Genomic DNA, 13,131 nt, shown 5'->3' with positions numbered 1-13,131 from the left:
GTTTTACTGGTCAAAAGTTCGACAAAAACAGCGGCGCTTACGCGACTTTTACATTTCTGACGCGGTCGTGGTTAATTTACCGTCAGGAGAGGTGGCTATAGAGCGTTTTAATGGTCTCTTTTAACCAGATAATTTTAGGGTTATGGCTGTTACGTTTATGCCAAAGGAGGGTAAAAGGCACCATCAGCTTTTCTCGCTGGGCGGCGTCAAAAGGGAGAGGACGCGCGACCAACGGGAGCTGGTGGAGCTGGTTATAACGCTGGCAGTAGAGAGGCGCGGTCGCCAGCAGCGAGTGGTTCGGCTGGGCGGCCATAAACAGCGATTGTTCAAACCCCGGTAAACTTAAGGCGATGTTGCGTTTGCGGCCCATCTCCTGCAATACATCATCCAGCGCCCAGGTGTCGCTTTGCTCCCAGCAAATGCTGATATGCGGATAGCGTAAAAATGTTTCCAGATTCCACTCTTCTTGTAGCGCCGGGTGATCTTCCCGCAGCCAGACCCAGGGGAGGTCGCTGAACAGGACTTCAAAATCGATAGACAGCGGCAGCAGGCTGAGAAGCTCCCGCGAACGGGGATGGCTCTCCCTTCCGGTAAAGCCGAGATCCACCTCGCCGCGTGTAATGGCATCCAGCGAGTCGTAATCCCAGTTACGCACCTTGATTGTGGCCTGCGGATAGCGCTGATAAATCTGCTGCGACAGAGAATTGAACATGATCATTACCAGCGGCGACTCTGCCGCCAGTTCAAATTTCAGGCCGCGTGGCGATTCGTGATGCGGTTTATCAAGCAGCTGATTGCTCATCTGCATCCAGTCCGCCAGGCTTTGTTCCATATTGACCATCAGCGGCGTCGGCGTCAGCCCCAGCGGCGTGTTCACAAACAGCGGGTCATCAAACCATGTTCGCAGCTTTGACAGCGACTTACTCACCGCCGAGGGCGTGACGTTCATCCGCTTCGCCGCTTTGGTGACGCTGCGCTCCTGCATCAGAAGCTGCAAACATAACAACAGATTAAGATCGAGACTGGTGATGGATTTTTTCATAATGCGCTGCGGGCTGTATGGTCATCAGTAACAGGATACAGACCATGCTACAGCCAATCAGAATCCCGATCAGCATATTCAGGGCGTTAAAGCCAATGACTGCCGCCAGCCATATCCACAGCGATGACCCGCAGACCTGTGCAATGCCGAGTACAGAGCTTGCGACGCCAGCACGCAGTGAGAATGGGCCTAATGCCTGGCTCATCGCCACGCCAAAGCCAACTGAAAAACCCGCGCAGATGAGCGTCAGGCCAAAGAGCGTGACGGCGTGAGAGGATGAGAGGCTGAGTACGATGCCCGCAGCCAGAAACAGCCCTTGCGACGTGAGCATCAGCGTGCGCGGTTTAAATACGCTCAGCGCAAAGGGCGTTGAGAACGACACCGCCATGCTGATGCCTGCCGTCAGCGCCATTGTGGTGGCGTATTCACCGCGATCAAAGCCCATCATTTCCATGAGCAACACCGGCGAGGTGTTTACAAATGTGAGGATCACCGACACGCTCAACGTGGTGATCGCCAGACGGCTGAGGAAAAAGCGGTTGAGCAGCGACTCTGCATTTTGCTGAGGGCGCGAGGTCGATGAGCATGTTGCCGGGCGCGTTTCTTTCAGGATAAACACCGAGAGCAGGCATACCGCGATACCCATCGCTATCATCGTGTAAAACAGACTTTGCCACGGGAATTTAAGCATAATCAAATGCCCTAACACTGGCGCTAATACCGGCACAATGCAGGTAATTCCGTTTAATAGCGATAACACTTTCGCCCGGCGGCGATCGTCCAGCGTGTCGCGCAAAATCGCAAACGCCACCACATAACAGCACCCCGCCCCGATGCCCTGAATAAAGCGCCCGGTCAGGAACAGCGACCCATCCGTTGCTCGTGAGCAAAGCATGGAGGCGATGATGAATATCACCGCGCCCGCTATCGCCACCGGTTTGCGCCCTGACTGGTCTGCAACTTTACCCGCAAACAGCATTGCGGTGGCCATCCCGGCCAGGTATACCGAAAACGCGATGTGCAGCTGCGCCTCGCTGGCGTTCAGATCGGCGGCAATACGGGGTAAACCGACCAGATACATGTCGATGCCAGCTGGGTAGAGTAAAACAAGGGCAAAACTACAGATTAGAAAGCGGGTCATAGCGTCCTCACAATAAGCGTGGCGCTAAGAATACGGGGAGCTTTTCTGTGACGCGAGTTGCCATTTGGATAACGGTGATTTCCTGTGAGGAAATTTATTATTGCCGGATGGCGGCTTTGCCTTATCCGGCCTACAGATTTAGTCGGCCCGGTAAACGTAGTGCCACCGGGCAAAACAACATCACTTACCAATACAGAAGCTGGAGAAAATACGGCCCAGCAGATCGTCGGAGGTAAACTCGCCGGTGATCTCACTCAGCGCCTGCTGTGCCAGACGCAGCTCCTCCGCCAGCAGTTCGCCAGCCCAGGCGCCAAGCAGCTGTGATTTGCCCTGCTGGAGATGTTCTGCGGCTTCTGCCAGCGCCTGAAGATGGCGACGGCGGGCAAGGAAGCCGCCTTCCATATTGGTGTCAAAGCCCATGCTTTGTTTGAGATGGTTACGCAATACGTCCACGCCTTCGCCGGTACGGGCGGAAAGACGGACAAGTGAGTGACCATTCACCTCGCTGATACCCAGCGTCTCGCCAGTGATGTCAGCTTTGTTGCGCACAACGGTGATCGGCAGTTTCGCCGGTAAACGGGCGATAAAGTCCGGCCAGATTTCCGCCGGATCAACGGCATCGGTGGTTGTGCCATCCACCATAAACAGCACGCGGTCGGCCTGTTCTATCTCCTGCCAGGCGCGCTCAATCCCAATACGTTCCACTTCATCGCTGGCATCGCGCAGACCGGCGGTATCGATGATGTGCAGCGGCATTCCGTCGATGTGAATATGCTCGCGCAGCACGTCGCGGGTGGTGCCAGCGATATCGGTGACAATGGCGGCCTCACGGCCCGCCAGGGCGTTCAGCAGGCTCGATTTCCCGGCGTTAGGGCGTCCGGCAATGACCACCTTCATCCCTTCACGCAGCAGGCTGCCCTGACGCGCTTCGGCGCGTACCGCATCGAGATCGGCGATCACGCCGTTGAGCTGGGCTTCAATTTTGCCGTCGGAGAGAAAGTCGATCTCCTCGTCCGGGAAGTCAATGGCCGCTTCCACATAGATGCGCAGGTGAGTGAGTGCTTCCACAAGATGATTCACACGCGCGGAAAATGCCCCCTGTAGCGAGTTCAGCGCCGAGCGTGCCGCCTGCTCGGAACTGGCGTCGATCAGGTCGGCAATCGCTTCTGCCTGGGCTAAGTCGAGCTTGTCATTGAGGAACGCGCGCTCGGAGAACTCGCCCGGTCTGGCAATGCGCAGGCCGGGGAGCGTCAGAATACGTTTTAACAGCAGGTCGAGAATGACCGGGCCGCCATGCCCTTGCAGTTCCAGTACGTCTTCACCAGTGAACGAGTTTGGGCCGGGAAACCACAGCGCGATCCCCTGATCCAGCGCCGTGCCATCGGCATCTTTAAACGGCAGGTAATCGGCGTAACGCGGTTTTGGTAGCTTGCCCAATACGGCTTCGGCCACCTCGCGCGCCTTGAGACCGGAAATACGCAGGATACCGACGCCACCGCGTCCCGGTGGGGTAGCCTGGGCGACGATAGTGTCGTTATGGCTCATGATCTTCTCTTTTTTGCTAATAAAAAAGGCGGTCAATTGACCGCCCTGTCATCGCTGTTCTGATTGCCGGGTGGCGCTACGCTTACCCGGCTTACATGGAATCAGGAGCTTTTCTTCTCGCGGCTATGCAGGCCACGTTTCTCCAGACCACGGTAAATCAGCTGCTGCTGGATGATGGTTACCAGGTTGCTGACGATATAGTACAGCACCAGACCTGACGGGAACCACAGGAAGAATACCGTGAAGATGACCGGCATAAAGGTCATGATCTTCTGCTGCATCGGGTCGGTCACGGTGGTCGGAGACATCTTCTGGATGAAGAACATCGTCACGCCCATCAGGATCGGCAGGATGTAGTACGGGTCCTGTGCGGACAAGTCATGGATCCACAGTGCGAACGGCGCATGACGCAGTTCAATGGAGCCCATCAGCATGTAGTACAACGCCAGGAAGATAGGCATCTGGATGATCAGCGGGAAGCAGCCGCCCAGCGGGTTAACCTTCTCAGCTTTGTACAGGGCCATCATTTCCTGGCTCTGACGCTGTTTGTCATCGCCCAGACGCTCGCGCATAGCCTGAATCTTCGGCTGTAGCATACGCATCTTCGCCATGGAGGTGTACTGCGCTTTTGTCAGCGGGTACATGATGCCACGAACGATAAAGGTGATAACGATGATGGAGAAGCCCCAGTTACCCAGGAAGCTATGAATCCATTTCAGCAGTTTGAACAGCGGCTGAGAGATGAACCACAGCCAACCGTAATCAACGGTCAGATCCAGGTGCGGTGCAACGGCCGCCATTTTATCCTGAATTTCCGGGCCAACCCACAGGGTGCTGGTCATTGCGCCAGTCTGACCCGGCTGTACCAGAACCGGCTGAGATTTATAGCCGATAGCGGCAATGCCGTTACCCAGATTAGCGGTATAGAAGTTATTGGTGCCGTCGTTACGCGGAATCCATGCCGTTGCGAAGTACTGCTGCAACATGGCGACCCAACCGCCGTTGGAGCTGACGTTCAGGTTTTCGTTATCGGCAATGGTGTCGAATTTGTATTTTTCGTACTTCTCATCCGGCGTGGAGTACGCCGCGCCACGGAAGGTATGCAGTGCAAAGTTGCTGCTACCGGTGTCGCGATGAGACGGCAGATTGATGGATTGCTTCAACTGACCAAAGGTGGAGATCTCCAGCGGTTTCTCACCGGCGTTCTGCACGCTGTAGTTGACGTTGACCGCATATTCACCGCGTTTGAGGACAAACGTTTTGGTGAAGGTGTTGCCAGCGGCGTCAGTCCAGGTCATCGGAACATGCAGTTCGTTCTGGCCATCCGCGAGGACAAACGTGTCGTTATCGACGCTGTACAGCGGACGCGGGCCGTTAGCCGGGTTATCCGGGCCGTCACGACCGGTCAGGCCGCTCTGCGCCTGGTAGATAAACTGCGGAGTCGTTTCCAGCAACTGGAACGGTTCTTTAGAACCCAACTCTTTCGGGTAAGTTGGCAGCAAGGCCTGCTCAACATCACCGCCACGGGTGTTGATGGTCAGATCAAGCACGTCGGTCTTAACCGTAATCAGTTTCCCCTGGCCACTGGCCGGTACGCCCTGGTCGGCGGCGCTACCCGCTGCGGTGGTCGTTGTCTGCGTGGTCTGTTGGGTCTGAGGCTGCGGATTTTTATCCTGCTCCCAGGCTTGCCAGATCATGAAAGACACGAACAGCAAAGCGATGACTAAAAGATTGCGTTGCGAATCCATCGTTAGTGTTCTCTGGTATCAAATGGTCCGGGCGGGACGGGATCGTCACCACCAGGGTGTAAAGGGTGGCATTTTAATACGCGTTTCACCGTCAACCAACTGCCTTTTATCACTCCAAACCTGCGCAATGCCTCAATTCCGTAGCTTGAGCAGGTTGGCGTGAAACGGCAATGCGGCCCAAGCAGCGGACTGATCAGGCGTTGATAGACCCGTATAAGGGCTATCAGGACCCGCGAGCCAGGCGACAGTGGCGGCGCCATAATTTTTCCAACGCTTCCGAGAGAGCACGGTTATCGAGGTCGGCAACCCCTTTTTTCGCCACCACCACGAAATCCATTGCAGGGAGTTCATGTTGACGCAGACGGAAGCTTTCACGCGTCAGACGTTTAATCCGATTGCGTTCATGCGCGCGTCGAACGTTTTTCTTGGCGACGGTTAGACCGATGCGGGGATGCCCCAGCGAATTCAGGCGGCCGAGGATGGTGATTTGCGGCGTGCCAGCCCGTTGTGGCTGCTGGAAGACAAATGTGAAATGACTGGGAGTTAACAAACGTAACTCCCTGGGAAATGCGAGCTTAACCACTCAGGGGTTAGCTTTTATTACTTGGAAACGGTCAGACGAGCGCGGCCTTTAGCACGACGACGTGCCAGAACCTGACGACCATTTTTAGTAGCCATACGAGCACGGAAGCCGTGAGAACGGTTGCGCTTCAGTACAGACGGTTGAAAAGTGCGTTTCATGGCGATTTCTACCTAAACTTGAATAAATTCACTGACTTTTGCGTATACCCGAACGATTATCGAACGACTTACGCCTCAGCGTGGGTGATTAAAGAGGCCGGATTGTAATAATTGTACACTCCAGAGTCAATTCTCTTTCCTTAAAACCCTGCGTTTTTCCGCACCTTTTCGCGCGAAAAACAAGCAGCGCTAACGCCGTACGATGGGCATTGTACAACGGGTGGAGGATTATACGGACTGCCGAACAAAGCGCAAGGATCGCACGGGATCTTTATTAGATCGTTTATGCAGTATCAGGCTGTGTCCTCAATTGATCGTGAACGTCGCTGGCGATTATTTTGGCCCAGGGCAAGGCGCGAGCCGTGGGGTTTGGGGGCCCAAATGCGCGGAGAGCAACGCGGCAATGGGCCAAAATAGTCCCAGCCCTTCGGGACGCGTGCCAGAAACGCGTACTCTGCGTTGTCAGGCTTGAACATAGGCCCACTATGTCCGGCGCCTTCTGCCTTGACTACGCGTTTCTGGCTCAGCGTCGACGCCACGCGCAATTGAGGGCACAGCCTGGCATCTTTACTCATTAATTTTTTCAATATGCGCGCGAAATCGTGCAGCACTTCGCCTGGATCGTTTACACTTACCCGGTTCTGGATCATCCTGTGGATAAATCGGGAAGAATCTGTGAGAAACAGAAGATCTCTTGCTCAGTTTAGGCTATGATCCGCGGTCCTGATCGTTTCAACGGATCCTGATCGGGTAAAATTGCAGATAGCAATTCGCACGTCACCCTTTTATGCACAGGGTCTTTTCGACGTGCGTCAACAATCATGAATGTTTCAGCCTTTGTCATTTATCGACTTTTGTTCGAGTGGAGTCCGCCGTGTCACTTTCGCTTTGGCAGCAGTGTCTTGCCCGATTGCAGGATGAGTTACCAGCCACAGAATTCAGTATGTGGATACGCCCGTTGCAGGCGGAACTGAGCGATAACACGCTGGCTTTGTATGCGCCAAACCGTTTTGTGCTCGATTGGGTAAGAGACAAGTACCTCAATAATATCAATGGACTGCTGAATAATTTCTGCGGAGCGGATGCCCCACAGCTGCGTTTTGAGGTCGGGACGAAGCCTGTCACTCAAACGCTCAAAACGCCGGTCAACAATGTTGTTGCGCCTGCGCAGGTCGCTCAGGCGCAGCCACAGCGTGCGGCGCCAGTTGCGGCGCGCCCGGGCTGGGATAACGTGCCGGCTCCGGCAGAACCGACCTACCGCTCTAACGTCAACGTGAAACACACGTTTGATAACTTCGTCGAAGGTAAATCCAACCAACTGGCGCGCGCGGCGGCGCGTCAGGTGGCGGACAACCCCGGCGGCGCCTACAATCCCTTGTTCCTCTACGGCGGCACCGGTCTGGGTAAAACTCACCTGTTGCATGCGGTGGGCAACGGCATTATGGCGCGCAAACCAAATGCGAAAGTGGTGTATATGCACTCCGAGCGCTTTGTGCAGGACATGGTTAAAGCCTTGCAAAACAACGCGATCGAAGAGTTTAAACGCTACTACCGTTCCGTTGACGCACTGCTTATTGATGACATTCAATTCTTCGCCAATAAAGAACGATCCCAGGAAGAGTTTTTCCACACCTTTAACGCCCTGTTAGAAGGGAATCAGCAGATCATTTTGACGTCGGATCGTTATCCAAAAGAGATCAACGGCGTTGAAGATCGTCTGAAATCCCGCTTCGGTTGGGGGTTGACGGTGGCGATCGAACCGCCTGAGCTGGAAACCCGCGTGGCGATCCTGATGAAAAAAGCGGACGAAAATGATATTCGTTTGCCTGGCGAGGTGGCGTTCTTTATTGCCAAGCGACTACGCTCTAACGTGCGTGAGCTGGAAGGGGCGCTGAACCGCGTGATCGCTAACGCTAACTTTACCGGACGCGCTATCACTATCGACTTTGTGCGTGAAGCGCTGCGCGATCTGCTGGCGTTGCAGGAAAAGCTGGTCACCATCGACAATATCCAGAAGACGGTGGCGGAGTATTACAAAATTAAAATCGCGGATCTGCTTTCCAAGCGTCGATCTCGCTCGGTAGCGCGCCCGCGTCAGATGGCTATGGCGCTGGCAAAGGAGCTCACCAACCACAGTCTGCCGGAAATTGGCGACGCGTTTGGTGGACGTGACCACACTACCGTACTTCATGCCTGCCGTAAGATTGAGCAGTTGCGTGAAGAAAGCCATGATATTAAAGAAGATTTCTCAAACTTAATCAGAACATTATCTTCGTGACGCTATGAAATTTACCGTTGAACGTGAACATTTATTAAAACCGCTTCAGCAGGTCAGTGGCCCGCTGGGCGGTCGTCCTACGCTGCCCATTCTCGGTAACCTGCTGTTGCAGGTAGCTGACGGTACGCTGTCGCTGACGGGCACCGATCTTGAAATGGAAATGGTGGCGCGCGTTGCGTTGATTCAGCCTCATGAACCAGGCGCAACTACCGTCCCGGCGCGGAAATTCTTTGATATCTGCCGTGGCTTGCCGGAAGGGGCTGAAATCGCCGTCCAGCTGGAAGGCGATCGGATGCTGGTGCGCTCCGGGCGTAGCCGTTTCTCGCTTTCCACGCTGCCTGCCGCCGATTTCCCTAATCTGGATGACTGGCAGAGCGAAGTCGAATTCACCCTGCCGCAGGCAACGATGAAGCGCCTGATTGAAGCCACCCAGTTCTCAATGGCGCATCAGGACGTGCGTTACTACTTAAACGGCATGCTGTTTGAGACTGAAGGTGAAGAGTTGCGTACCGTCGCGACCGACGGTCACCGTCTGGCGGTCTGCTCTATGCCGGTCGGGCAATCTCTGCCTAACCATTCGGTGATTGTGCCGCGTAAAGGCGTGATTGAGCTGATGCGTATGCTCGACGGCGGCGAAACCCCGCTGCGCGTACAGATCGGCAGTAACAACATCCGCGCCCACGTCGGTGATTTTATTTTTACGTCCAAGCTGGTTGATGGTCGTTTCCCGGATTATCGCCGCGTATTGCCGAAGAACCCGGACAAAACGCTGGAAGCGGGTTGCGATATTCTCAAGCAGGCGTTTGCCCGCGCGGCGATTCTCTCCAACGAGAAATTCCGTGGCGTACGCCTGTATGTGAGCGAAAACCAACTCAAAATCACCGCCAACAACCCGGAACAGGAAGAAGCGGAAGAGATTCTGGACGTCACCTACGGCGGTACTGAGATGGAGATCGGCTTTAACGTCAGCTACGTGCTCGATGTGCTGAATGCGCTGAAATGTGAAACCGTGCGTATTCTGCTGACAGACTCCGTTTCCAGCGTACAGATTGAAGATGCGGCGTCTCAAAGTGCTGCGTATGTTGTGATGCCAATGAGACTGTAATGTCGCTCACCCGCCTGTTGATCCGCGACTTTCGCAATATTGAAAATGCGGATCTCGCTTTATCCCCCGGCTTTAACTTCCTGGTTGGCGCAAACGGTAGCGGCAAAACCAGCGTGCTGGAGGCAATCTATACGCTCGGCCACGGCCGGGCGTTTCGCAGTTTGCAGATTGGCCGCGTCATTCGTCACGAGCAGGAGTCGTTTGTCCTCCACGGACGTTTGCAAGGGGAAGAGCGCGAAACCGCCATCGGCCTGACGAAAGACAAGCTGGGCTACAGCAAAGTGCGCATCGACGGCACCGACGGTCACAAAGTGGCGGAGCTGGCGCACCTGATGCCGATGCAGTTGATTACCCCTGAGGGGTTTACTTTACTCAACGGCGGCCCCAAATACAGAAGAGCGTTCCTTGACTGGGGATGCTTTCACAACGAAGTCGGTTTTTTTACCGCCTGGAGCAACCTGAAGCGGTTGCTCAAGCAGCGCAACGCGGCGCTGCGCCAGGTAAGCCGTTATGAACAATTGCGTCCGTGGGATAAGGAGTTGATTCCTCTCGCGGAACAAATCAGTACCTGGCGTGCTGAGTACAGTGCTGGTATTGCGCAGGATATGGCGGATACCTGCCAGCAATTTCTACCGGAGTTCTCCCTCACCTTCTCTTTTCAGCGCGGTTGGGAAAAAGAGACGGATTATGCCGAGGTGCTGGAGCGGAGCTTCGAACGCGATCGCATGTTGACCTACACCGCGCATGGCCCGCACAAAGCGGATTTCCGCATTCGTGCTGACGGTGCGCCGGTGGAAGATACCTTATCGCGTGGGCAGCTTAAACTGCTGATGTGCGCTTTACGACTGGCGCAAGGGGAGTTCCTCACCCGTGAAAGCGGGCGGCGGTGTCTCTACCTGATAGATGATTTTGCCTCTGAACTTGATGATGCGCGTCGCGGGCTGCTGGCCAGCCGCTTGAAAGCGACGCAATCACAGGTCTTTGTCAGCGCAATCAGCGCTGAACACGTTCTGGACATGTCGGACAAAAATTCGAAGATGTTCACCGTGGAAAAGGGTAAAATAACGGATTAACCCAAGATAAATTGAGCGAGAAACGTTGATGTCGAATTCTTATGACTCCTCCAGTATCAAAGTCCTGAAAGGGCTGGATGCGGTGCGTAAGCGCCCGGGTATGTATATCGGCGACACGGATGACGGCACCGGTCTGCACCACATGGTATTCGAGGTGGTAGATAACGCTATCGACGAAGCGCTCGCGGGTCACTGTAAAGACATTATCGTCACCATTCATGCCGATAACTCCGTATCCGTGCAGGATGACGGGCGTGGCATCCCGACCGGTATTCACCCGGAAGAGGGCGTTTCTGCTGCGGAAGTGATCATGACCGTGCTGCACGCGGGCGGTAAATTCGACGATAACTCCTATAAAGTGTCCGGCGGTCTGCACGGCGTGGGTGTTTCCGTGGTTAACGCCCTGTCCCAGAAACTGGAACTGGTTATCCAGCGCGATAACAAAATCCACCGTCAGATCTATGAGCATGGCGTACCGCAGGCGCCGCTGGCGGTGACTGGCGAAACTGACAAAACCGGTACGATGGTGCGTTTCTGGCCGAGCCTGGAAACCTTCACCAACGTCACCGAATTTGAATACGAAATTCTGGCTAAGCGTCTGCGTGAGCTGTCCTTCCTGAACTCCGGCGTCTCTATTCGTCTGAAAGACAAGCGCGACGGCAAAGAAGACCATTTCCACTACGAAGGCGGCATCAAAGCGTTTGTTGAGTACCTCAACAAGAACAAAACGCCGATCCACCCGAATATCTTCTACTTCTCCACCGAAAAAGACGGTATCGGCGTGGAAGTGGCATTGCAGTGGAACGACGGTTTCCAGGAAAACATCTACTGCTTTACCAACAACATTCCGCAGCGTGACGGCGGTACGCACCTTGCAGGCTTCCGTGCGGCGATGACCCGTACCCTGAACGCCTATATGGATAAAGAAGGCTACAGCAAGAAAGCCAAAGTCAGCGCCACCGGCGACGATGCGCGTGAAGGCCTGATTGCCGTGGTTTCCGTGAAGGTGCCGGACCCGAAATTCTCCTCCCAGACCAAAGATAAACTGGTCTCTTCCGAGGTGAAATCGGCGGTGGAACAGCAGATGAACGAGCTGCTGAGCGAATACCTGCTGGAAAACCCGTCCGACGCCAAAATCGTGGTCGGCAAAATTATCGATGCGGCGCGTGCGCGTGAAGCCGCGCGTCGTGCGCGTGAAATGACGCGTCGTAAAGGCGCACTGGATCTGGCGGGTCTGCCGGGTAAACTGGCGGATTGTCAGGAACGTGACCCGGCGCTGTCTGAACTGTACCTTGTGGAAGGGGACTCCGCGGGCGGCTCTGCTAAACAGGGTCGTAACCGCAAGAACCAGGCGATTCTGCCGCTGAAGGGTAAAATCCTCAACGTGGAGAAAGCGCGCTTCGACAAGATGCTCTCTTCCCAGGAAGTGGCGACGCTGATCACCGCACTGGGCTGCGGCATCGGTCGTGACGAGTACAACCCGGATAAACTGCGCTATCACAGCATCATCATCATGACCGATGCGGACGTCGACGGCTCGCACATCCGTACGCTGCTGTTGACCTTCTTCTATCGTCAGATGCCGGAAATCGTCGAGCGCGGTCACGTCTACATTGCGCAGCCGCCGCTGTACAAAGTGAAGAAAGGCAAGCAGGAACAGTACATTAAAGACGATGAAGCGATGGATCAGTACCAGATCTCCATCGCTCTGGATGGCGCAACGCTGCACACCAATGCCAGCGCACCGGCACTGGCGGGCGAAGCGTTAGAAAAACTGGTTTCTGATTACAACGCGACGCAGAAAATGATTGGCCGTATGGAGCGTCGCTTCCCGAAAGCGCTGCTGAAAGAGCTGGTTTATCAGCCGACGCTGACGGAAGCCGATCTTAGCAACGAACAGGCTGTCACCCGTTGGGTGAACGCGCTGATTACCGAGCTGAACGAGAAAGAGCAGCACGGCAGCCAGTGGAAGTTTGACGTTCGCGAGAACGCCGAACAGCAGCAGTTCGAACCGATTGTTCGTGTGCGTACCCACGGCGTGGATACCGACTATCCGCTGGATCACGAGTTTGTTACCGGCGGCGAATACCGTCGCATCTGCACGCTCGGCGAGAAGCTGCGCGGTCTGATCGAAGACGATGCGTTCATTGAACGCGGCGAGCGCCGTCAGCCGGTTGCGAGCTTCGAGCAGGCGCTGGAGTGGCTGGTGAAAGAGTCCCGTCGTGGCCTGGCGATTCAGCGCTATAAAGGTTTGGGCGAGATGAACCCGGATCAGCTGTGGGAAACCACGATGGACCCGGAAAGCCGTCGTATGCTGCGCGTCACCGTGAAAGATGCGATTGCCGCCGACCAGCTGTTCACTACGCTGATGGGCGATGCCGTTGAACCGCGTCGCGCCTTTATCGAAGAGAACGCCCTGAAAGCGGCAAACATCGATATCTAATCAGCTTGTAGGCCT

General features: G+C 55.2%; 12 protein-coding genes. 4 read left to right on the top strand and 8 right to left on the bottom strand.

The window, feature by feature from the left end; all coding sequences use genetic code 11:
* Positions 1–82: 82 nt before the first annotated feature.
* The 8 genes from yidZ to OGV82_RS22930 all read right to left on the bottom strand — a co-directional run bounded on the left by yidZ (position 83) and on the right by OGV82_RS22930 (position 6,508).
* On the bottom strand, positions 83–1,042 hold the full coding sequence (gene yidZ, locus OGV82_RS03640; RefSeq protein ID WP_012000814.1) for an HTH-type transcriptional regulator YidZ: 960 nt from the start codon (positions 1,040–1,042) through the stop codon (positions 83–85).
* A complete protein-coding gene (locus tag OGV82_RS03635; RefSeq protein WP_012000813.1) occupies positions 1,011–2,183 on the bottom strand; it encodes an MFS transporter in 1,173 nt (390 codons plus the stop codon). Before OGV82_RS03635 ends, yidZ begins: the two co-directional genes overlap by 32 nt.
* Positions 2,184–2,363: 180 nt before the next feature.
* A complete protein-coding gene (mnmE, locus tag OGV82_RS03630; RefSeq protein WP_024130083.1) occupies positions 2,364–3,728 on the bottom strand; it encodes a tRNA uridine-5-carboxymethylaminomethyl(34) synthesis GTPase MnmE in 1,365 nt (454 codons plus the stop codon).
* A gap of 101 nt (positions 3,729–3,829) precedes the next feature.
* A complete protein-coding gene (yidC, locus tag OGV82_RS03625; RefSeq protein WP_012000810.1) occupies positions 3,830–5,476 on the bottom strand; it encodes a membrane protein insertase YidC in 1,647 nt (548 codons plus the stop codon).
* A 2-nt stretch (positions 5,477–5,478) separates the two neighbouring features.
* Entirely contained in the window at positions 5,479–5,736 is a 258-nt protein-coding gene (yidD, locus tag OGV82_RS03620) for a membrane protein insertion efficiency factor YidD (protein ID WP_001307474.1), read from the bottom strand.
* Entirely contained in the window at positions 5,700–6,059 is a 360-nt protein-coding gene (gene rnpA, locus OGV82_RS03615) for a ribonuclease P protein component (protein WP_012000809.1), read from the bottom strand. The genes yidD and rnpA overlap by 37 nt, the downstream gene beginning before the upstream one ends.
* 17 nt (positions 6,060–6,076) lie before the next feature.
* Positions 6,077–6,217: a 50S ribosomal protein L34 gene (gene rpmH / locus OGV82_RS03610; RefSeq protein WP_000831330.1), complete on the bottom strand. Its 141-nt coding sequence runs from the start codon at positions 6,215–6,217 to the stop codon at positions 6,077–6,079.
* A gap of 228 nt (positions 6,218–6,445) precedes the next feature.
* On the bottom strand, positions 6,446–6,508 hold the full coding sequence (locus OGV82_RS22930; RefSeq protein WP_419951021.1) for a hypothetical protein: 63 nt from the start codon (positions 6,506–6,508) through the stop codon (positions 6,446–6,448).
* A gap of 583 nt (positions 6,509–7,091) precedes the next feature.
* Here OGV82_RS22930 and dnaA point away from each other — a divergent pair.
* From dnaA to gyrB, 4 genes are read left to right on the top strand one after another with little or no spacing between them, the layout of a single operon-like run.
* The gene (gene dnaA, locus OGV82_RS03605) at positions 7,092–8,495 is read left to right on the top strand and encodes a chromosomal replication initiator protein DnaA (protein ID WP_047460103.1); all 1,404 of its coding nucleotides are present in this window, start codon (positions 7,092–7,094) and stop codon (positions 8,493–8,495) included.
* A gap of 4 nt (positions 8,496–8,499) precedes the next feature.
* Positions 8,500–9,600 (top strand): DNA polymerase III subunit beta, encoded by a 1,101-nt coding sequence (dnaN, locus tag OGV82_RS03600; protein ID WP_012000806.1) that lies wholly within the window; start codon positions 8,500–8,502, stop codon positions 9,598–9,600.
* Positions 9,600–10,673, top strand: a complete 1,074-nt coding sequence (gene recF / locus OGV82_RS03595) for a DNA replication/repair protein RecF (RefSeq protein WP_047460107.1) — start codon at positions 9,600–9,602, stop codon at positions 10,671–10,673. The genes dnaN and recF overlap by 1 nt, the downstream gene beginning before the upstream one ends.
* 28 nt (positions 10,674–10,701) lie before the next feature.
* Positions 10,702–13,116 carry a DNA topoisomerase (ATP-hydrolyzing) subunit B gene (gene gyrB, locus OGV82_RS03590; protein ID WP_012000804.1) on the top strand — a complete coding sequence of 805 codons (2,415 nt, stop codon included), beginning with the start codon at positions 10,702–10,704 and terminating at the stop codon, positions 13,114–13,116.
* Positions 13,117–13,131 lie beyond the last annotated feature (15 nt).

Origin of the sequence: Citrobacter sp. CK191 (assembly GCF_030333435.1) — a bacterium.
Classification (GTDB): Bacteria; Pseudomonadota; Gammaproteobacteria; order Enterobacterales; family Enterobacteriaceae; genus Citrobacter_B; species Citrobacter_B koseri.
Note: the sequence above shows the minus strand (reverse complement) of the source record. Positions and strands in the feature narration are given on the sequence as shown.

What these genes read in the sequence shown, in the direction of transcription:
- mnmE (WP_024130083.1), bottom strand. Translation starts at nt 3,728, where the DNA reads ATGAGCCATAACGACACTATCGTCGCCCAGGCTACCCCACCGGGACGC.
- dnaN (WP_012000806.1), top strand. Translation starts at nt 8,500, where the DNA reads ATGAAATTTACCGTTGAACGTGAACATTTATTAAAACCGCTTCAGCAG.
- recF (WP_047460107.1), top strand. Translation starts at nt 9,600, where the DNA reads ATGTCGCTCACCCGCCTGTTGATCCGCGACTTTCGCAATATTGAAAAT.
- OGV82_RS03635 (WP_012000813.1), bottom strand. Translation starts at nt 2,183, where the DNA reads ATGACCCGCTTTCTAATCTGTAGTTTTGCCCTTGTTTTACTCTACCCA.
- yidZ (WP_012000814.1), bottom strand. Translation starts at nt 1,042, where the DNA reads ATGAAAAAATCCATCACCAGTCTCGATCTTAATCTGTTGTTATGTTTG.
- yidD (WP_001307474.1), bottom strand. Translation starts at nt 5,736, where the DNA reads ATGGCGCCGCCACTGTCGCCTGGCTCGCGGGTCCTGATAGCCCTTATA.
- yidC (WP_012000810.1), bottom strand. Translation starts at nt 5,476, where the DNA reads ATGGATTCGCAACGCAATCTTTTAGTCATCGCTTTGCTGTTCGTGTCT.
- rpmH (WP_000831330.1), bottom strand. Translation starts at nt 6,217, where the DNA reads ATGAAACGCACTTTTCAACCGTCTGTACTGAAGCGCAACCGTTCTCAC.
- gyrB (WP_012000804.1), top strand. Translation starts at nt 10,702, where the DNA reads ATGTCGAATTCTTATGACTCCTCCAGTATCAAAGTCCTGAAAGGGCTG.